Genomic DNA, 20,641 nt, shown 5'->3' with positions numbered 1-20,641 from the left:
GAAGCTCATGCAGGCATGCTGTATTCATGCAGGGTGGATGATTTCCATGCCATGTGGGGTGTATGAGACGATTGACCTGGGAATACGTCTCATAGTGGAGGTGAGGGATGAAAACAAAGATTGGGAAAAGAGGAACGTTATTGTGCGTCGATAAGTTCGATCAGCTCGTCGCGCGTGTGGACGTCCATCTTCTGGTAAAGATGTGCGATGTGGGAGCGCACGGTGTTCTTAGACAGAAACAGATCTGCGGCAACCGCGGAAGCGCTCTTTCCGTGAAGCAGCTGTCCGAGCACTTCCTCTTCCCGGGCGGTCAAACCGTACTTTGCGGATATTGCTTCCAGTTCGCGTTTGAGGTCGTTGCGCGAATCGATAGCCGTAGCGAATTGTGCATTATCTTCGGAGCCGATGTCTTTGCGCTGGAAAACGCCGGTTGCCAAAAAGCCTCCGAGCACGACAATATAAGCTATACCTAAGGTCAGATCCAGCGGCCATGCGCTTACGGTTGGTGATTCTCCGGCGAGCATGCCTAGAACAAAGCCCGCGTCCGTTGCGCCAACGCCCAGTGCGAAGACGGTCGCCGGGTTGTTCTTCTTGCGACTGGCCATGAAAGCGAACCGCGCGTACAGCATTACCGTGAGCAGTTGCTGAGCTGAGAAAATGAGAACACCGGCAGGTCGGGCATCGTTGTCGTTGAAAGCTGCCAGCATAAATAGGCCCGCAATGGCGCCGGGTATGACGATGGCTGGCAGGAAGTTGGAGCCTCGCTGTCGTTCAAAGATATGGTCGACTATGCCAATGGCGGCAAGAACCAAAAGCGAAGGAACCAGCACGGGAACCCAAGCGCCCAGGCCGCCATCCACGGTGTACCTCACTTGAAAGAATCCGAGCGGCACTGAATATATCAGGCAGAACAACACAAATCTCGAGGTCAGCTTCTCGGGTTGTTCTGAACGGTCTTCTTCTATGCTCCGATGAAGGTCGAGCGTGCGTATGCACATTTGTAGAGGAACAGCGGCGATGGCCGGCATGAGGAACAGGAAGCCATAGAGAGCCTCGGTGGGCAGAAAGGAGAATGCCAGATAGACGAGAATGCTCGCCATCATGCAGGAGAGTATCAGCGCACGCTGCTCTCCTTTAAAGCTCAGTGCCGCAAGCACCTCGCCCCAGCACAGTACCATGCCGGCGGTCCCTATGCCTACGAAGATGAGCGCGAGCAGGATCGAGATCGTGGAATTCGCGGTGATGCCTGCGAGCAGCAGCCCCGTTCCTCCGGCCATGATTGCCGGGGAGCTTGCGGTGACGACTGCGTTGTTGCAATACGGCGAGAGCCGTGGAGCCAACAAGCCCAGAAGGATCAAGGATGCGATATGGGCGACGGTGCACCAAAGCCATACGTTTCCTATGGGTGTTTGCTGTGGTGCTCCGAACACCTGGGCGATAAGCAAGAGGAACAGCCAGGCCCAATAGCTGGTGAACCCCACTGCGCACCATATCCGCACTTTGAGTATGTCCAATGCTCCATTCATGCACGCAAGTATACTGGATAGCTCTCTTGGTTAGGGATGGCACGAGACGACGACAAAGGAATATACTGATCGTATCATCGATTTCGACGAGGAGGGCTTCATGCAGGTTATCACCGATCAGGTTCTGGCGTTTTCCAAGGACAACGCGCCGTGCGCGACCGCGCAGCCGGGCGAGGTGCTGCTGTTCAAGACGCAGGACTGCTTCGCCGGGCGCATCCCCACAGAAGACGTCACCATGAAGGATCTCAACTTCTCGTACGGGTTCACGAACCCGGCGGCCGGCCCCGTGTACATCGAGGGCGCCGAGCCGGGCGACGTGCTGGTGGTGGACATCTACGACGTGCAGGTGGCCGACCACGGCGTAATCGCCACCGACGACCACTGCGGACCGCTGTACCAAACGACGGATTACCGCAGCAAGATCATCCCCATCGAGGACGGCATGGCCGACTTCAACGGCGTGAAGTTCCCCATCGATCCGATGATCGGCGTCATCGGCACCGCGCCTGACGGCGAGGACGTCATCGACGGCTTCGTGGGCGCGCACGGCGGCAACCTGGACAACAAGCTGATCACGAAGGGAACGCGTATGTACTTCCCCGTGCGCGTGCCGGGCGCGCTGCTGCAAATGGGCGACGTGCACGCCACCATGGGCGATGCCGAGCTGTGCGGCACGGGCATCGAGATCGCGGCCGAGATCACGGTGAAAGTGTCGCTGGTGAAGGGCTTCGAGCTGAACTGGCCCGTGCTGGAAACGTTCGGCCCGCACGGCAAGTGGTACGTGAACGCCAGCGCGCAGGAGTTCGACGAGGCTCTGATGAACGTCTCGAAGGAGATGCAGCGCCTGCTCATGCACATCACGGGTTGGGATGCTATCGATACGTATATGTACATGTCGGTGCAAAGCGACGTGGAGCTGAGCCAGGCCTGCAAGCCCTGCGAGGTGCAGCTGAGCCTGCGCATGGGAACCCCGAAGCTGCCTCAGTTCCCGCCGCTCGTGCCGCAGCCGTAGCGCCTAGATTGTCATCCTGAGCGAGCGAAGCGAGTCGAAGGATCCCGTGCGGTGCCAGCTGGAAGCTTTCCTGCTAACGCCGCTGCGGATCCTTCGACTCTGCGCCTGGCGGCGCTCCGCTCAGGATGACAAGCGGCTCTACAGCAGCGCCAGCAGCTCGTCCACGCTTTCGGGGCGCGTCGCCCAGCTGGTGGCGAAGCGCACGACGGTGCGGCCGTCGGGCGTGCGCTCCCAGAAACCGAACGACGCATGTTCGGCCAGGCGCGCCTTCGTTTCGTCATCCAGCACCACGAACTGCTGGTTCGTCGGCGAGTCGATGGCCAGCTCGTAGCCCTTCGCGCGGAAGCCCTCGGCGATGCGCTGCGCCAGCTCGACGGCGTGACGCCCGATGCGCTGGTAGCGCAGCTCGCCGTCCTCCTGGTCGAACAGCACGTCGAACTGCAAACCCAGAAAGCGGCCCTTCGCCAGCAGCGCCCCGCGCTTCTTCATGAGCGTGAAGAAGTGGTCGTCCAGCCCCGGCTTCGTGAACACCACGGCCTCGCCGCAGAACGCGCCCACCTTCGTGCCGCCGATGTAGAACGCGTCGCACAAGCGTGCGATGTCGGCCAGCGTGACGTCGGCGCCCACGGCGGCCAGGCCGTAGCCCAGGCGCGCCCCGTCCATGAACAGCCTCATGTCGAAGTCGCGGCACACCTGCGCCAACGCCTCCAGCTCGGCCAGCGAGTACACGGTGCCGTACTCGGTGGGGTGCGAGATGTACACGGCGCCCGGTGCCACGATGTGCTCGCGGTTCTCGTCGCCCCAGTACGCCTCGCACAGCGCTCTTACCTCGTCGGCGTCCAGCTTGCCGTCGTGCTGGGGCAGCGGCAGCGTCTTGCGGCCGCACGCCTCCACCGCGCCGGCTTCGTGCGCGGTGATGTGGCCGGTGGTCGCCGACACGATGCCCTCCCAGGGCCGCAGGATCTGGTCGGCCGCGGCGGCGTTGGCCTGTGTGCCTCCCACCAGAAAGTACACGCTCGCGTGAGGGCACGCGCACGCTTCGCGGATGCGCTCGCGGGCGGCGGCGCACACCTCGTCGGTGCCGTAGCCGGAAGTCTGGTCGAAGTTGGTGGCGGCCAGGCGTTCGAGGATAGCGGGATGGGCACCCTCCATGTAGTCGCTGTCGAAGTGGAGCATCGTGGTGTCGGTTCCTTTCTGATGAGGGGGTATGGTAGCAGGCGGGCGGTGTTGCGAATCGTCCGCGGTCAGCGGCGGCTGGGCAGCACGCGGCGCTTGGGTATGACGATAGCGCGCGGTTCGAGCGCGAACAGCTCGGATACGGTGAGCGTCTCCTCGCGGGAGATGGCGCCGTAGCGGCAGGTGTCGGTGCAGGTGCCGCAATCGCGGCAGAGCGCGGCATCGAATTCCAGCAGGGTGCGCCCGCCTGGCGCTTTGCCGGCCTTGCGCAGCGCCTTCGTGAGGCAGAAGCCCGCGCATAGCGCGCAGCCCGAGCAGCGCTCGGGATCGATGTCCACGCGCGGCGCAAGCGCGCGCGGCACGACGGCATCGCCAGCCGGGAGGCCCGCGGCGTGCAGGTCGTCCAGCAGCTGCCAGCGGCGGCGGTCGGGCTCGGGCGCGGGGGCGTCGGTCGCGCTTCGGCCCGTCAGCGCGTCCATCTGCGCCGACGCTGCATCGGTGGCCGCTTCCACCAGCGCCGAGCGCGCTTGCGAGAACAGGCCGCGCCGCGACACTTCGCCAGCGGCGTCCTCGTCCTCGGACGCGGCTACATCGTCGACGGTTTCGACGATGCTCGCAGCGGCGTCGAGCTGCCACGTGTCGAGGATGCGCTGAGCCGAGCGCACCGTTTTCGGCAAGTCGACGACGGCTTTGGCGTGCTCGCACGAGGCGCACGGAGCCGTCAGCAGCAGGATGCGCCGCGCGCCCGCGCGCGCCATGTGCACGATGAGCGCTTCGTCCACCCACGCCAGGCAGGGAAGGGCGACCGTGCGCTCGGCATCGATGTGGCCTGCGCGCACAGCGCGCTCGCACGCGAATCCAGCGCAAGCGGGAGCGACTGCGGCTTGCGGGGCCTCGACCTGGGCTTCCGCATCGCGCGTCCCGATCGAATCTCCCTGACCCTCGGCCTCTTCCGCTGCAAAACCCGCCGCCCGCTTCGCCGCCGCGGCTCCCGCCCGCACGCTCGCTTCCAACAGCGCGTCGTCGTCGAGCGGTGCTATCGCCAAAAGCGCGGCGGTGGGGCACGCCGTGACGCATCGGCCGCAACGCACGCACGCGTCATCGTCGATGCGCGGTCCGGCCGGGCCGTTTTTCGCCACGGACCCGTATGCGGCGGCGGGCGACGCCTCCGTATCGCGCTCCAACCCGACGGCGATCGCGTCGACCGGGCACGCTTCGGCACAACGCGTGCAGGTGGAGCCCAGATCGCGCTCCGGCAGACAGCGCTCTTCATGCAGCAGCGCCACCATCGGTCGCTCGGCCAGGCGTTGCGCTATGTCGATGAGATTCGGCATCCCGTTCCCCCAGGGTCTTCTTTCGTCTCTTCGTCTGCCGACGCATGCCGTATGCGCGGCGAGCGCCGGCATCCTATTCTACGACGCGTACTGTTCAAGATAGTCGAGGATCTCCTGACGGGAGTGCAAGCCGGTTTTAGCGTAGATTCGCTTGATGTGGGCATGCACCGTGCCCTGCGTGATGAACAGCTCTTCGGCCACGCGCTTCTGCGTGTAGCCGAGCGCATACAGCGCCATCACCTCGATCTCCCGATCGGACAACAGGAACTGCTTGCCCATCTCTTCGGCGTTGTGCTTCATGGAGGCCTGTCGCATGTCCGCAAGGCTTTCGTGTTCGTCGAGTCCCATGATCTTGAGCATGCTCTGTCGTCGTGCGCTCTGCTCCTCTTGTTCCTCGGCGTTGCGACGCGTGATATTGAGGAATTGCACGAACACCACTTGCGTGGAGAGGACCACCATGGTGCCCATCGCGGCGCTCATGAGCATGTCGTTGGAGAACAGCTCGTGAGCCGCCAGCAACGCGATACGCGCTACGGCGCGGCAGCCTAGCCACACCAGCCATCCTGCGATGGCGTAATAGTACGGGTCGCGCCATCCGTAGCTCATGAACGCGATGATGACGTACCAGGTGAATCCCACCATGAGCGCGTTGAACGTGGTGGTGAATACCGCTCCGATGTCCAACATGTCGGGAAATCCGGCATAGGCGATCAGCGCGAAGCAGGCCAGCAGTTCCATGATCACGAAAATCCCTACGGTCATGACGCGTTCTCGCCGCTTCAGCACCAATACGATCAACGCGACGCTCACGCCGATGGTCAGCGCAGCGTACGCGATGCGCGTAGCGGGCGTGAACGCGATGGAGGTGCCGTCGGGGTAGCCGCGCAGCAAGCCGATTACGATAGACAGGCATCCGATGCCCAGTGCAGTGGCAGTGAGGAACTGCTTGCTTTGCAACATGGTTTTTGAGAATCCGAAGTAATCGTTGGCCTGCGTTGGCGAGACGATGTCATGCGGTTGGCGTTGCCTGCGCGCCCATATTATGCAGGGGTATTGCAGCAGCACGAGCGCGGCGGCAACGAAGTTTCCCGCGAATACGGGCAGCAGCGTGCACAGATAAATCTCCACTTCGCTGATGATGAGCGCGGCGAACACGAAGACGGCAGCCGTGGTCGTGCTCGTTCCGCGGGCGCGGCGCAGCCAATAATAGATGGCGCCTGACGACACGAGGGTGCACAGCGAGCTCAGCGCGAAGCGCTCGATTTCGTCGCCGATGCCGAAAAGGTCGAATACGGCGAGAGCCATCAGCACAAACGCTTCCAGTGCGACGCATGTGCGCATGATCACGTTGGTGACGTGCTTGCTGATCGTTCGTTTGCTGAGGACGATGAAGACCAGGAACAAAGCCAAGACGACTAATGCCACCAGCATGGCGCCGTCGGTGAAAATACCTTCGTCGGTGCTGGTGTAGCTTCCATAGCTGGCGACGATCAGTCCGGCCCGCCCGAAAGCCAGACCAAGGATAAGCGGCCAGAGCGGCGCGAAGCGATGTGCCGCTCCCTCGAGTCCGTTGCGGGCCTGGTTTTGCTCGGCGCCTGTTGGAGTCGGTGCTGTTGTCGTGCGTGCGCCCAACCGTACACTCCCTCCCCGTGCTTGGTACGTAGTCGACGCGGACGCGTCCTCCATTCACCTCGATTTATCCTCAAAGAGGGGATGGCGGATGCGCGCCGTGGGTCATCATACCATACGAAAAACAACGCAGGGGAAAGGAGCGATGCGGTGGTTGACTTAGAAGCTCAGCGAATTCGAGACGAAGTGATCCGGGCAATGGCTGAACAAGGAGAAGATATCGAATCGCTCGGTTTGAAGGTTCCCGACGAAGCGGAAAGCGTCAGCGCGCCAATAGCGATGCCCGCATGGGAGCGTGTTGCCGAAACGGCTGCCGATAGTCGCGAGGGGGAAGTTGCCGAGGCGCAATTGAGCGACGAAGAGGTCGAGCGTCTGTTTCTGACGGCGGTATTCGATGACGTGCGCGCGCAGTCTGCGGATGCCAAGCTTGTTCAGCCGGCGCAGTGGTTGAAGGCGGGCCTCGTGCCGGCGCATTTCTCGGCCGAAGACTGGGAGATGTTCGTGTACGAGTACCTTGAGGATCGCAGGGCTGAGCGCGACGCGCGCGTCGTTGCGGCTTCCGCGACCCCCGTTCGCACGGCGACCCGTGCGGTGGGCGTTCCCCGCATTCTGCGCACGGAGGAGGAGCCCGAGTCGGAAGGCGCTGCGACGGCGAAGGGCGCAGAAGAGCCACGCCAGCCCGAGCGCAGCTCCGAAGCCTCAGAGGAGCTCCGTCATCCTGAGCGCAGCGCCGAAGGCGCGGAGTCGAAGGATCCCGAGCGGCGCGATAGCGCACAGGATGCCGAAACCCTGGCCGATCCCCCGTGCGTTCCCTGCGACGATATCGTTGCGCTCGTCGGCAAGCACAGCTACTATCTGTACTCCACCGAGCGCATGACCGATGCGTACGCGCGGTGGTCGTTCCTCGCCAGCGAGGACGATCGCGTGCTCACGTTTGTGGAGTGCGTGCGCGACGAATCGCGGAAGTACCCGCGCCCCATGGAGGCGTCGTCGCTGTCCAACGAGCCGTTCAACCTGTCGGCCGATGAAATCGACGAGTTGTGGCGCACCGTGCGCGACAGCGGCGCCTATCCGGACCTCGATACCGTCGCTGCGTCGAACGGCGACGTGTACTACTTCTCCACCGAGTACCTGACGCCCGCCTACGCCAAGTCGCTCGCAGAGTGGAACTCCGTCGAGCGCGACATGTTTCTGTAAACGCTATCGCGCCCGTTCGGCGTACTTGCATTAGTCGTCCTGAGCGAAGCGCTGCAGGCGCGGAGTTGCAGGATCTTGCTAGAAAGAGAGGTTCTCCATGGAAGACGAAGCGCGCAACGTGTACCGCGAGGTGCAGGACCGCCATGTGCTGCGCACGGCCGACGTGTACCAAACCGAGATCGAGGACGGCGTGACGGGCTACTCCGACACGCTGCTGTCCGTGGTTGCGAACTTCCGCAACGGCGGCGCCCCCGAAGGGTTCAACGCCCAGAGCATGGTGGGCAAGTCGAAGCGCGGAGAGGTGGCGCTGCGCCTGTTCGCCGTGATCGACCACGACACGCGGACGTTCGTGCGCGCCGGCTTCAAGACGCGCGGCTGCCTGGCCGTCACGGGGTGCGCCAGCGTGGTGTGCTCCATGCTCGAAGGATGTACGTTCGACGAGGCGCTGGCCATCACGACCGACGACGTGAAGACGGCGCTCGACGGGGTTCCCGTGGACAAGGTGTACACTATCCATTTCGCCATCGAGGCCGTCCGTGCCCTCATCGGCGATTATCTCGTTCGCCAAGGGGCCTCCCTCGAAGAGCTTGACGCGGTCGTCCCCTGCAACTCCCTGAGCGTCCCCTGCATGATCTGCGAGCACTGTTCTTTGAGATCCACGAGAGTGGAGTTGAAGATGGCCGAAGCGTAGGGCTGTCGTCGTATTCTTCGGCCGCCTTTCCCGCTCAATCGAGAACGCCCCCGGATGCTGCATCCGGGGGCGTTCTGGTAGGGGGGCGAAAGCCGCGGAGGGGTTGCGGCCCTGCGGAGGATTGCTCTACGGCAGCAGACCCAGGCTGTCCAGCTCTTCCTTAACGTCGGCCATGCCGTACTGGTCGAGGCAGGCGGCCGTCGGGCAGCCCTTCTCGTGATCCCAGCCGAACGTGTCGTACACCATGCCCAGGGCGGTTTGGAAGTCGTCGCGGTCCATCTTGATGGTGCCCTCGGTGAAGGGCTTCTTGTCCGGGTCGATATCGAACGTCCAGGCGCACATCACATCATGGACGTTGCGCATGTCGTTCTCGCCCCTGGTGCCGTCTTCCTTCGTCATGCCGCGCACGGTGTTGGCGCGCTGCAGCGTCATGATTCTGGCGCCGGCCTGGTACAGGTCGTCGGTGGTCACGTCCTCGCCGGTGACGGCCTTGAAGAACTTGGCCTCTAGGTCCAGGTCGCCGCGGTAGTTGCGCGCCTTCGTGGGGCTCATGGTCATGGGCCACGTCCAGTTGCACAGCGTCAGCGAGTCGTGCAGCACGTCGGTGACCACGCTCCACCAGGCGAAGTTCGCCTTGCGTTCGTTCATGGGCGTGTAGTTCTTGTTCTGGTCGATGGCGTCCTTGCCGCCCCACACCTCTTCGGCGATTTCCTGCTTCAGCTCGAAAGGCAGGCCGCAGCCCTGGAAATTCACGGCGGAGTGGATCATATCGTCGCGGTTGAACATCATGTTGTACACGCCGCCTACCTGGCCGAAGCACTCGATGGCGTGGTGCACGGGCCAGCCGCGGTAGTTGATCAGCTGGCTGGGCTGCTGATCGAACCAGCCCTTGTCATCCCAGCGCTCGGTCCAGTGGTACGGGCCGTAGGCGATGTGGGCGATCTCGGAGTCGTTCTGGGCGATGTCGTTCAGCAGCTCCACCATGATGGTGGGGTCGTCGTTGTAGATGCGCTGCCAGTCGTACTTCGCCTTCTCCTCTTCGGGAAGTACGCGGTCGAACACGCCAGCCTTGATGCAGTGCGCCAGGTCGCGCCACAGCTGCGCGTAGTTGCACCACAGTCCCAGCTCGTCAATGGTGGTGCCGATCAGCGTGTTCCATACAATGCCCGACTCGCTGTCCTCGGCGATGCCCGTCTTGAGGATGCCCTCCATGTACTTGAACGGGAAGTTGGCCGCGCAGGTGTTTCCCGACGTGGTCTTGCCGCCCAGTTCTCCGGTGCGCTCGGTGCGCAGGTCGGAGTAGCAGTGGATGGGGCAGCCGTGGCAGCCGTCCATCTTGATGGTGTACTTCTCGGCCACCTCGCCCAGGTCGTACACCGACTTCATGCAGCGATAGCCCACCGTGTTCAGCTCGCCCGGCTTCGGCTCGCCCGTGTCGATGGGTCCGTCTTCGGCCATACCCCAGGTCAGACCGCTACGGGCGGACCAGCGGGATCCCTTGTCGTAGAATTCGGCCCATTCCTGCTGCGTCTGCGGAACCACGTGGTTGTTGTTGGAGCCGATGACCTCGCGCAGCATGTAGTCGGACAGGTCGGCTACGGCTTGCGGGTCCTTCACGTTCACGCTGCCGTTGCCCTGCACCACCAGCGCCTTGACGTTCTTCGATCCCATCACCGAGCCCGTGCCGGCGCCGGCGGAGTGGTTGCGCGCGTTGATGATGCACGCGTACGGAAGCAGGTTCTCGCCGGCGGGGCCGATGGCGGCCACGCACGCCTCGACGCCTTCCTTGCGGCACAGCATCTCGGTGGTCTCACGGGTGCCCATGCCCCACACGAAGCCGGCGTCCTTGATCTCCACCTTGTCGTCGACGATGTTCAGGTATACGGGGTGGTCGGATGCACCCTCCAGAACCACGGCGTCCCAGCCGGCCAGCTTGATCTTCGCGCCGATCATGCCGCCGCAGTGGGCGTCCACCACGAGGTGGTCCTTCGTGAACGTGGACAGCGAGCAGATGGTGGTGCGGCCGGCCAGGGGCACGCCGGAAGCCGTCAGCGGTCCTACGGCGAAGATGAGCTTGTTCTCGGGGGAGAAGGGGTCGGTGCCGGCGGGCACTTCGTCGTACATGATCTTGTTGGCCAAGCCCATGCCGCCGATGTACTCCTTGTAGGGGTCGGTCGGCTGCGTCGTGATCGAGCCCGTGCTCAGATTGACGCGGAGGATCTTACCGGCCCATCCATACGATGTTTCGTCAGCCATGTTGCATCTCCAAATCTTGGATAGATTACTGAGGTTCGGTGTTGTGTGGGAACCTGCGTGGGCGATGCGAGTGCTGACAACAATCGTCGTTCGCCAGTATGCCGACAGAGGCGGACGAGGCATCCCCTCTTTGAGGGTATTTTGAGGAACTAGCCGATCAGCGGTAAAAAGTACCTCAAAGAGGGGAGGGGCCGTGCACGGGGCCATCCTATACTTTCGTGCGTTGTGTGGGGCTGCGCGCGGAGCGATATCGAGCGCAAGCCGTCGCCGCGAACGTTCCATTCGGGGCGGTTCCCCTAAAAGGGGCATCGAACACTCGCGCGACGACGGGACGAGGAAAACGACACTCACCGTACCTATGTGAGGGAGGGAGCACTAGGCTATGTCAGATTCCAATCTGAACCAGAACACCTCCGAGGATACGAGCTTCCCGGCCGCTGCGCCGGAGACGAACGCATCCGCGCCCGCGCCTCAGAGCGCCGGGCCCGAAGAGGAGCCCAAGCAGAAAACCTTTACGCGCCGCACGGTGCTGGCAATGGCCGGCTGCGGCGTTGCCGGCCTCGTGGTCGGCGGCGTGCTGGCGTCGTGGGGCGTCACGTCGGCCTCGATCGCTTCGGGGCGCATCGAGATACGCACCACGCCCACGAAGATGATCGTGACCGACCGTGCCCGCTGCTCGGGCTGCCAGCGATGCGAGATGATGTGCACGCTGAAGAACGACGGTCGCGTGTGCCAGCACATAGCCCGCGTGCGCGTGTGGCCGAACTACAACTTCGGTGCCAGCGTCGATACCAAGGACGGCATCTACGATAACTGCGAGTTCACTGTCGAGCACTGCAAGCAGTGCGCCGACCCGGCATGCATGAACTACTGCCCGGTCCACGCGATCTACGCCGACGAAGAGTCCGGTGCGCGCACGGTGGACACGAAGAAGTGCATCGGCTGCGGCATGTGCAGCCAGGCGTGCCCGTGGAACATGCCGCGCGTCGACAGCGAGACCGGCGTATCCACGAAGTGCATTTCGTGCGGACGCTGCGCCGAGCAGTGCCCGAACGGCGCCATCAAGTTCATCGATTGGGAGGATATCGCGCAGAAGGTCATCGACCAGGGCGTCGTGAGGACGACGACCCTCGTGCAAGCGTAGGCGTGATCGCTGGACATGTCCGGTTTCGGCCCGCTGAAAGCGCGGCCGATCCGAAGAGATGCGGAAAGGAGGCAAAAGCCATGGAATACGACGAGATGTTCACGGTGCTGTCGATGTGTTTCGCGCCCGTCGGGCAAGACGAGTGGAAGCAGCTGATAGACGGCCCGCTCTGGTCGGATTTTCTTGACGCCGCTCGGCGCGGCTTGCAGGACGACGACGCGCTCGGCGAGCCGACCAGCCCGATAGCCCGCGTCCGCAGCCGCTGCCCGCTTCAGGAGTTCCTTTCCGCCGGCGAGGTGAAGGCGCTGTTCACGCCGCCGACGTACGACGAGAAGCGGCTGTTCGCCGCACGCCACTTCACGGGAGGGCTGCCGGAATCGGCAGTGCCGGCAGAGTCGTTGTACACGACGTGGTCGAACGGGTCGCTGCCGTCTCCGTTCTCGAAAGCCGAGGGCATGTACCAGGGAGATTCGGCGCGCTATATGCGCGATCTCGTGGAGCGCATGGGCATGCGGGTGCCGCCGGAATTTTCGGCGTGCCCGGATCATCTTGCGCTCGAGCTCGACCTTGCAGCCGTGCTGCTGCGGTCGGGGATGCGAGATGCCGCCCGCCAATTCGTTTTGGAGCGGTTCTCGTGGCTCACCGCGTATCGCATGCGCCTGCTGGAGCTTGCCGACGACGCCCGGTTCTACATCGGGCTGGTCGACGTGCTCGTGGGCATGCGGGAGCATCTGGCGTTGACGTCGGGTGCTGGCGAGCAAGGGATCGACGCGGATGCGCGTGCCGAACGCAATCGTTTACATGCATGCATATAAGAGAGGAAGCAGCTATGTCAGAACACGCTATAACCAGGCGGAGCTTCCTGGCTGGCAGCGCCGGAGCGGTCGCGCTCACGGCGGCGGCCGGCTATGTGAGCTTCGACGCTTGGGAGCAGGCGCACGCTGATGACGGGGCCCAAGGGGGAGAAACCAAGACCGTCCATTCGCTGTGCAACGCCTGCTCGAGCAAATGCGGTTTCACGGCGTACGTCGTCGACGGGCGCCTGACGAAGCTTATCGGCGACGAGGACCATCCGTACGCCCAGGGCAAGCTCTGCGCCCGTGGCTACGGCTATTCCCAGATCGCCTATTCGAAGGACCGCCTCACCGATCCGCTCAAGAAGAACGACAAGGGCGCATTCGAGGCCATCTCGTGGGATCAGGCCTACAGCGAGATCGCCGAGAAGGTGAAGGCCATCATCGCCGACAAGGGGCCGCAGGCGCTTGCCATGGTGCAGGATCCGCGTCCGTCGGGCAAGTACTACACGAAGCGCTTCATGAACGCGCTGGGCTCGGCGAACGTGTACACGCACGGCGCTGCCTGCAATCTGTCGAAGGAAAGCGGCTTCACCCAGGCCATCGGCGCGGCCAGCTATGCGTCCGACATGGAGAACTCCAAGATGACGATGTTCATCGGCCGCAGCTACGCCGACGCCATTCGCCCCAGTTCGGTGGCAGAGCTGCAGCGCGCCCACGAAAACGGCGCGCATATCGTGCTGGTGGATCCGCGCTGCAACAACTCCATCGCGTTCGCCGACGAATGGGTGCCCATCAACCCCGGTACCGACTTGGCCTTCCTGCTGGCCATGTCGAACGTGCTGGTGACGCGCGGCCTGTACGACAAGCAGTATGTGGCCGATAACGCGGTGGGTTTCGAGGATTGGGCCGCGTCGCTGGCCGACTGCACGCCCGAATGGGCCGAGAAGATCACCGGCATCCCCGCAACCACTATCGCGCGTTTGGCTGTGGAGTTCGCCGAAGCGGCCCCCGCGGCGTCCATCGAGCCCAGCTGGCGCGGCGCGTTCGGCTGCTCGTACGCGAACTCCGGCGAGACGGCGCGCGCAGTATGCCTGTTCAACACGCTGCTGGGCTGCTGGAACCAGGAGGGCGGCGCCATCTTCACGCCCAGCGTGTCTGCGGGCGATGTGGACAAGGAGAAGTTCCCCAGCGTGCCGAAGCCCGAGAACAAGATCGCCGGCACCGAGGAGTACCCGCTGGCGCTGACCAGCATGGGCACGAACCTCTTCGCCGCCGAGCAGGCCAAGAACGGCGACATCAAGGGCATGTTCTTCTACAACTCGAACATGGCCGCCGGTTATTCGAACACGGCGTACTTGGCTGACGCGCTGTCGCAGCTGGACCTCATAGTGGTCGTGGACGTGCAGATGTCCGAAACGGCCCTGCTGGCCGACTACGTGCTGCCCGATACCAGCTACCTCGAGCGCCTCGAGCTGCCGGAGTTCATCGGTGGCAAGGTGCCGGCTGTCGCGCTGCGCGACCAGGTGCTGGAGAAGGTGCATCCCAACACGCGTCCGGTGGACCAGATCTTCTCCGAGCTGGCCGAGGCGTGCGGCGTGGGCGAGTACTTCCAGTTCAGCGTGGACGAGCTGGCCGACGCTCAGCTCCAAACCGTGGGGCTGTCGCTGGAAGCGCTGAAGAAGACGGGCACGGCGCACTTCCCCGAAAAGGAGTTCTCCTACGGCTCCACGCCGAAGTGGAAGACGCCCACCGAGAAGGTGCAGTTCGCCAGCGAGGCGTGCGAGAAGGCGGGGCTGTCGCCCTATCCGGTGTGGGTCGAACCGGCTGTCATGCCCATGGGCGACGAGCTGCGCTTGATCGGCGGCAAGCAGGCCATCCACAGCCACACCCAGACGGCCAACATCGAGGACCTCATGCAGATCACGAAGGACTACGACCTCACGCGCGTGTGGATGAACGCCGACACGGCTGCCCGCCGCGGCATCGCCGACGGCGACGAGGTGGAGGTGTCCAACGGCCAGCACACGGGTCGCGTGCGCGTGAAGGTCACGCAGCGCATCAACCCGACGGCGTTGTACATGCCCAGCCACTACGGTTGCTCGTCGCCCGACCAGCACACCGCCTACGAGGTGGGCCTGCGCCAGATGGACTACGTTCCCTTCCGCATGGAGCCGGGCTACGGGTCGGCCTGCACGCAGGAGACGGTCGTCAACGTTAAGAAGGCAGGTGCGTAATGGCTCGCTACGGAATGCTCATCAACACGAAGAAGTGCATCGGCTGCTACGCCTGCCGCGTGGCCTGCCAGCGCCAGAACAACCTGTTGCCCACCGAGGACTTCATCCGTTACGAGGAGCACGAGGTGGGAACGTATCCCAACGTGCGCGTGGAGACGGTGCCTTTGCAGTGCATGCACTGCGAGGACGCCCCCTGCGTGGCGGTGTGCCCCACCGGCGCCGCCTATATCGGCGCGGACGGCATCGTGGGCGTGGACCACGGCCGCTGCATCGGCTGTTTGTACTGCATGGCGGCGTGCCCCTACCAGGTGCGCGTGCGCAACGAGGAGACGGGCGCGGTGGACAAGTGCCGCTTCTGCACGGTGTCGGCCGAGACGACGGGCACGAAGATGTGCTCGTGCGTGGAGGCTTGCCTGACGGGGGCGCGTATGTTCGGCGATCTGGACGACCCGGACAGCGACATCTCGAAGGAGATCGTCGCGACGAACGCGCAGCCTATCGCAGGCGACCTGACCAAGTCCAAAGTATTTTACGTGAGGTGATGAACGATGACGTTTGAACCTATTTGGGGTGCCATCATCGCATGGTATCTGTTCCTCGCCGGTCTCGGCGGCGGCGCGTTCGTGACCTCGGCTTTTCTGGGGTGGCGACATCCCGAGGCCGTGTCGATGCGCAAGATCGGGCATCTGGTGGCGCCTATCGTGGTGATCATCGGCCTGTGCTTGCTGATGTTCGATGCGAAGGCGGGCCTCATGAACCCGCTGCGCTTCGCCCTGCTGCTGACAAACTTCGGATCGGTCATGACCTGGGGCGTCGTGTTCCTCGGCGGCTTCACGGTGATATCGCTGGTCGTGGTGGTCCTCGACTTCGTGAAGAAGCGCGTGCCGGTGTGGCTCGACATCGCCGGCGTGGTGTTCGGCGTGGCCGTGGCCATGTACACGGGCGCCCTGCTGGGCGTGTGCAAGACGTTCCCGCTGTGGAACAACGCGCTGCTGCCTATCTTGTTCCTCGTGTCGGCCATGTCTACCGGCGCGGCGTCGGTGCTGCTCATCGGCATCTTCAGGCATGCTGACGAGTTCAACCGCGTGGGCGTGCTCAAGAAGTTCCACTTCTGCCTGCCCGTCATCGAGCTTGTGCTGATCGCTGCGCTCATGTTCATCACGTGCACGAATTCCACGGCCGGCTGGAACTCGGTGATGTCGCTGCTGGTCGGCGGATACGCGCCGCTGTTCTGGATCGGGCTCGTGCTCATCGGCCTCGTGCTGCCCACGGCGCTGGAGACGTGGCTTCTGTTCTTCAGCCCGAAGGAGTTCGAGGAGAGCCGCAAAGCTCACTGGATCAGCGCCGCGTCCGACGCGGGCGTGCTGGTGGGCGGCTTCCTGCTGCGCTACCTGGTGGTGGTCGCGGCTCTGCCGCTGACCATGGTGGTGCCCATGTTGTAACGGGCATCGCCCAGCCTGATGTTCCGCGCGCCGCTCCTCCGGGGCGGCGCGCGTGCGTTTGCGGGCTGCCGAGCGTTTCTGCTGCGCAACGCTGGGATCAAGGACTTCTCACGCGGCCGATCTGGTATCTGTTACCTGCGTTTACGTGCTTTTGCACTATAATAGATCGCTTCATGGAAAGGTAATCTGATCAACGGTATCACGAAATATGCTCGCGAGTGGTCGCCCATGGGCTTGGCGCTGTCCTGCGTTCTTGCCGGATTCGCGCTATGCCTGCATGCCGATAATCTGCTGCTGGGCGCCTATGCGCTCGAAGGCGCGGCGGATCTGTTCATCCATTCTTTCCTTGTGGGCGTTGTGGCGTTGTGCGTCGTCGTGTTCGTTTCAGCGCACGACGGCGAGAAGCGACGCTGGTCCATCGGCGTAGGGCTGCTCGCATCGATCGCGGGCGTACTGTGCGCGTTGCTCTACCAGGTTTTGCCTACTCCGGTGAGCGCTGCGGGCGCTGGTTTGTTCCTGGGCTTCGGCCTGACCTGCCTGCTGCGTCAATGGGGTCGCTACTATCGTCTGTTTTCCTACCAAGGGGCACTGCTCAACACGATGCTGGCATTCTTGGCGGCCTCGTGCTGGTGGTTCGTGGTGTCGCATGCCGGCACGCCGTTTCTGTTCTGCCTTGGAATGCTCGTCTTGGTATCGTGCGGGGCGCTGCCCTTGCTGGCGAGCCAGATCGTGCAGGCCGACGAAATCAAGGCCGGCTTGCGCAGCGTCGTCGCGGTAAAGCCGCTCGAAACCATGCGCGAAGTCATGCAGAAGGGATGGGCGGCGGTTGCCGGTCTCATGTTCAACTTCTTCACGATCGGTTTGACGCTATGGTCCGATCGGATCGGTGTCGAGTCCGGGGACGTCGCGTACAAGCCGATGGCGTATCTGCTGCTAGCCATAGTGGTATGGTGGGTAGTTGCGCACGCGTACCGCGCGCGAGGCGGCATTCTTCAAGCGTTCTACCGTATAGCGCTTCCCGTTGCGGCGGCTCTCATGCTTGTGTGCCCGATCGCCAACGTTACCGGCGCCTTATCGGGGCTGATGCTGTTCTCCACCATCTCCTATTTGGGCGTGGCGTTGATGAACGTGCTGGGTCTCGTGGTTCTGTTGTGGATGGCGAAGAGCTCCGACGTGGGATTCTCCAAAGTGTTCGCTGCGTTTTGCGCAAGCTGTGCGGCCAGCGTGGTGGTCGGCATGACCGTATTTCAGCTGTTCGGCGCTCACGCCCAGTTGCTGTGGTCGAGCGTCCTATCGATCTACATCGTGGCTGTAGTGCTGAGCGAGGTGGTGGCGGCCATAGGGCGGCTCCATGCGGCGGGCGAACCCGCGCGGAGGGCGAGCGAAGAGGGCGAGCTGCTCGACTTGGCCGAAGAGGTCGAATAAGCATCTGGCATCCGGTTGGCCGCTGTGTTGATTTGGCGCGAGCGTGCGCGCGAACCTCGTCGGAAAGCCTTATGAGGTTTATCATATACGCAGATGAAACGGGGTGCCCAACCTGTTTACACCCCCGTACGACCCAAGAAGGAGATGCTCATGGACGCACGCGTGTACGAATTGCTGAACGATCAGATCAACAAGGAGCTGTACTCTTCGTATCTGTATCTGTCCTTCGCCGACTACTACGAGGAGGAGGGTCTCGAGGGCTTTGCCAACTGGTACGAGATCCAGGCCAAGGAAGAACGCGACCATGCTCTTATCTTCCGCAACTACCTGCACGAGAACGGTTGCAAGGTGAAGCTGCTGGCCATCGATCAGCCCGACAAGGAATTCACCACGTTCCTGGAGCCGTTGGAGGCCGCGCTCGAGCACGAGAAGTACGTGACCAGCCTCATCAACGACATCTACGCCGCCGCTGCCGAGGTGAAGGACTACCGCACCATGAAGTTCCTCGACTGGTTCATCGAGGAGCAGCAGGAGGAAGAGGACAACGCCGACAAGATGATCACCCGCATGAAGCTGTTCGGCTCCGATGCGAAGGCCTTGTACGACCTCGATCAGGAGAACGCCGCCCGCGTGTACTCCGTGCCGTCCCCGCTGGCTGCTGCGGAATAGGTCGCAAGCATCTCCGAGCTATCGCGCCCCCGCCCATGCGGGGGCGTTTTTTCGTTTACAGCGAACCCAGGTACTGCCTCACTGCTCGGGCGTGACCTTGCGGCCGGGAAGTTTGCGTAGCCGACCCGAAACGGAGGCGTGACAACGCGGTGACGATTGGCAACGATTTGGTTGTTCACCTGCACAAAAACGCTTCTGAGGGTTCGCAAACCGAACAAAAGAGCGTACAATCGGCGTTGTCCGACAGTTGATAAAAAAAATCGCAATACGAACGAATAAAGACTATCTTCGCCAAGTAAACAGTCTCGTGAGGTATTGCTACGAACATCGTGTGAGCGGTGGGCTAGTAGGCTTTCAGCCAAGCGGTACTGTCGGTATTCCTTTCGATGAGGCCGGGGAGCATCCCCGGCCTCGTTGCGTCGGGGGGGGGGGCTCCGACGTGAACTGCCTCCCATTTCTTGGACAAGAAAGTAAAGTTCGAGAGATGGGAGGCTTCTTTATGCCGCCGAAGCATGACAGGAAGATGCGCGAACTAGCGGTCGAGCTGTTCGACGAGGGGTACGGCAGGGACATCGTCGCCGCGAGGCTTTGCATGTCGGCCAGCATCGTGGAAAAATGGCTTCTGACGTACAGGTCGGTCGGAAGCGAGGTGCTGCTCTGCATGGGTAGCCGGAAAACGAGATACGCTTGGGAGACGAAGGTCGCCGCAGCTCGGGCCGTCGTGGACGAGGGGATGGGCAAGCCCGAGGCCATGGCCGCCTTCGGCATCGCGTCGAGGACCCCGCTCGACTCCTGGTGCCGGCTCTACCGCGAAGGCGGGGCCGACGCTCTCAGGCCCAAGCCCAAGGGCAGGCCGAAGGGATCTGCGGCTCAAAGCGCGCCCAAGACGCGCGAGCAAGAGCTCGAGGCGCGCGTGCGCAGGCTCGAAGCCGAGAACGCCTACTTAAAAAAAGTCCGCGCCCTGGAGGCGGAGAAGTCTCGAGCTGGGAGAAGTCCCAAGTGATCGAGATGCTTTCAGGGCAAGGCCACGCTCTTTCCGACCTGTTGGCAGCCGCCGGGCTCCCGAGATCGACTTACTACCGCGCCCGCTCGCACCCGCCGAGGCCGACGAGGCCGGAGCTATGGGAGAAGGTGGCGGAGGTGTTCTCCCGCACGGCCAACGGCTGCGGACACAGGCAGGTCGCCATGGCCCTGCGCGCCGAGGAGGACGTGGCGATAGCCGACAAGACCGCACTGAAGATCATGCACGAGATGGGCATCAGCTGCGGCATCCGGCGCGAGAGCGACTACCACAGGTACAACTCGTTCAAAGGCGTTGTCGGCAGGGCGTTCGACAACGTCCTGGACAGGGACTTCTCAGCCGACGAACCCTGGCAGAAGCTCGGCACGGACGTCACCGAGTTCAAGGCCCCGTGGGGCAGGGCCTACTTTGCCCCAGCGTACGACTTCGGCAGCAAGGAGATCGTGTCCTGGAGCATATCGCGGTCTGCGAACATGGCGCAGCAAAAGGAGATGCTGGAAGGCCTGCTGGCGAAGATGCCGGAGGCCGCGAGCCCGGTCATGCACTCCGACATGGGATGGCAGTACCAGCACGACGGTTATTGCAAGACGCTCGAGGAGGCGGGCATCGTCCAGAGCATGTCGAGAAAGGGCAACTGCATCGACAACGGCGCGACCGAGCAGGTCTTCGGCCATATCAAGGACGAGTTCTTCCGCGGGCAGAGCTTCGAGAGCTTCGAGGAGTTCAAGGAGAGGCTCGAGGCGTACATCGTCCACTGGAACACGAGGCGAAGGCAGGTTAAACTGAAAGGACTGACCCCGGAGGAATTCCGGAACCAGTCCTTAGCAGCATAGCCACCTTTATTTTCCTTGTCCAAGAACCGGGGCGCAGTTCACTGCAAGCCCCCCCCATCATCGCCCGAAAAACACGCTCCACGCGCTGAGGCGTGTTTTTCGGGCGATGATGGGGTCCCGTGCGCTGGCAGCTTCAAGTTGACGCTGAGGGAAAGCATCGCGTGCGCGATCGATTATTGTCGTACACTGTGGATTGATACAAGGACACGGCTCTGCGCGATGCCGTCGGTTTCCCCGATTCCGTGCGACGCGCCG

16 protein-coding genes and 1 pseudogene are annotated in these 20,641 nt (G+C 63.0%); 12 read left to right on the top strand and 5 right to left on the bottom strand.

From position 1 onward, the window contains the following. Positions 1 to 137 precede the first annotated feature (137 nt). Positions 138 to 1,481, bottom strand: a complete 1,344-nt coding sequence (locus ELEN_RS14685) for a helix-turn-helix transcriptional regulator (RefSeq protein ID WP_158539342.1) — start codon at positions 1,479 to 1,481, stop codon at positions 138 to 140. Positions 1,482 to 1,626: 145 nt separating this feature from the next. Between ELEN_RS14685 and ELEN_RS14675 the strand changes: the two genes are divergently transcribed. Then, positions 1,627 to 2,538, top strand: a complete 912-nt coding sequence (locus ELEN_RS14675; RefSeq protein WP_015761461.1) for an acetamidase/formamidase family protein — start codon at positions 1,627 to 1,629, stop codon at positions 2,536 to 2,538. 138 nt (positions 2,539 to 2,676) lie between these two features. Here ELEN_RS14675 and ELEN_RS14670 read toward each other — a convergent pair whose 3' ends face one another. The 3 genes from ELEN_RS14670 to ELEN_RS14660 form a co-directional block, all read right to left on the bottom strand. Then, complete coding sequence (locus tag ELEN_RS14670) at positions 2,677 to 3,714, bottom strand: threonine aldolase family protein (protein ID WP_015761460.1); 1,038 nt, start codon at positions 3,712 to 3,714, stop codon at positions 2,677 to 2,679. A 68-nt stretch (positions 3,715 to 3,782) separates the two neighbouring features. Further along, positions 3,783 to 5,048, bottom strand: a complete 1,266-nt coding sequence (locus ELEN_RS14665) for a 4Fe-4S binding protein (RefSeq protein ID WP_015761459.1) — start codon at positions 5,046 to 5,048, stop codon at positions 3,783 to 3,785. A 78-nt stretch (positions 5,049 to 5,126) separates the two neighbouring features. After that, the gene (locus ELEN_RS14660) at positions 5,127 to 6,479 is read right to left on the bottom strand and encodes a helix-turn-helix transcriptional regulator (protein ID WP_233992420.1); all 1,353 of its coding nucleotides are present in this window, start codon (positions 6,477 to 6,479) and stop codon (positions 5,127 to 5,129) included. 396 nt (positions 6,480 to 6,875) lie between these two features. Between ELEN_RS14660 and ELEN_RS14655 the strand changes: the two genes are divergently transcribed. Next, the gene (locus ELEN_RS14655) at positions 6,876 to 7,874 is read left to right on the top strand and encodes a hypothetical protein (protein WP_009305285.1); all 999 of its coding nucleotides are present in this window, start codon (positions 6,876 to 6,878) and stop codon (positions 7,872 to 7,874) included. A gap of 97 nt (positions 7,875 to 7,971) precedes the next feature. After that, entirely contained in the window at positions 7,972 to 8,565 is a 594-nt protein-coding gene (locus ELEN_RS14650) for an iron-sulfur cluster assembly scaffold protein (protein ID WP_009305284.1), read from the top strand. 126 nt (positions 8,566 to 8,691) lie between these two features. Here the strand turns inward: ELEN_RS14650 and ELEN_RS14645 are convergent, their stop codons facing one another. Next, positions 8,692 to 10,821, bottom strand: a complete 2,130-nt coding sequence (locus ELEN_RS14645) for an aldehyde ferredoxin oxidoreductase (protein ID WP_009305283.1) — start codon at positions 10,819 to 10,821, stop codon at positions 8,692 to 8,694. A 382-nt stretch (positions 10,822 to 11,203) separates the two neighbouring features. Between ELEN_RS14645 and ELEN_RS14640 the strand changes: the two genes are divergently transcribed. From ELEN_RS14640 to ELEN_RS14600, 9 genes and pseudogenes are all read left to right on the top strand, one after another. Then, entirely contained in the window at positions 11,204 to 11,965 is a 762-nt protein-coding gene (locus tag ELEN_RS14640; protein ID WP_009305282.1) for a ferredoxin-like protein, read from the top strand. An 80-nt stretch (positions 11,966 to 12,045) separates the two neighbouring features. After that, positions 12,046 to 12,780: a molecular chaperone TorD family protein gene (locus ELEN_RS14635; RefSeq protein ID WP_009305281.1), complete on the top strand. Its 735-nt coding sequence runs from the start codon at positions 12,046 to 12,048 to the stop codon at positions 12,778 to 12,780. 14 nt (positions 12,781 to 12,794) lie between these two features. Next, complete coding sequence (locus ELEN_RS14630; RefSeq protein ID WP_015761456.1) at positions 12,795 to 14,996, top strand: molybdopterin-containing oxidoreductase family protein; 2,202 nt, start codon at positions 12,795 to 12,797, stop codon at positions 14,994 to 14,996. Further along, positions 14,996 to 15,538, top strand: a complete 543-nt coding sequence (locus tag ELEN_RS14625; RefSeq protein ID WP_009305279.1) for a 4Fe-4S dicluster domain-containing protein — start codon at positions 14,996 to 14,998, stop codon at positions 15,536 to 15,538. Before ELEN_RS14630 ends, ELEN_RS14625 begins: the two co-directional genes overlap by 1 nt. A 6-nt stretch (positions 15,539 to 15,544) precedes the next feature. Continuing rightward, positions 15,545 to 16,438 (top strand): NrfD/PsrC family molybdoenzyme membrane anchor subunit, encoded by an 894-nt coding sequence (gene nrfD / locus ELEN_RS14620; protein WP_015761455.1) that lies wholly within the window; start codon positions 15,545 to 15,547, stop codon positions 16,436 to 16,438. A 228-nt stretch (positions 16,439 to 16,666) separates the two neighbouring features. Beyond that, positions 16,667 to 17,863, top strand: coding sequence for a hypothetical protein (locus ELEN_RS14615; protein WP_015761454.1), 1,197 nt, complete (start codon positions 16,667 to 16,669; stop codon positions 17,861 to 17,863). Between the two features lie 150 nt (positions 17,864 to 18,013). Then, positions 18,014 to 18,532: a ferritin gene (locus ELEN_RS14610; protein ID WP_009305276.1), complete on the top strand. Its 519-nt coding sequence runs from the start codon at positions 18,014 to 18,016 to the stop codon at positions 18,530 to 18,532. A gap of 484 nt (positions 18,533 to 19,016) precedes the next feature. Continuing rightward, positions 19,017 to 19,379 (top strand): annotated as a pseudogene (locus tag ELEN_RS16680) (helix-turn-helix domain-containing protein); the annotation flags it as partial. Beyond that, on the top strand, positions 19,328 to 20,386 hold the full coding sequence (locus tag ELEN_RS14600) for an IS3 family transposase (protein ID WP_227791323.1): 1,059 nt from the start codon (positions 19,328 to 19,330) through the stop codon (positions 20,384 to 20,386). The pseudogene ELEN_RS16680 and the gene ELEN_RS14600, both read left to right, overlap by 52 nt. Positions 20,387 to 20,641: the final 255 nt, after the last annotated feature.

The organism is Eggerthella lenta DSM 2243 (assembly GCF_000024265.1).
GTDB lineage: Bacteria > Actinomycetota > Coriobacteriia > Coriobacteriales > Eggerthellaceae > Eggerthella > Eggerthella lenta.
The sequence above is the reverse complement of the archived record's forward strand: the minus strand, read 5'-3'. Positions and strand labels throughout refer to the sequence as shown.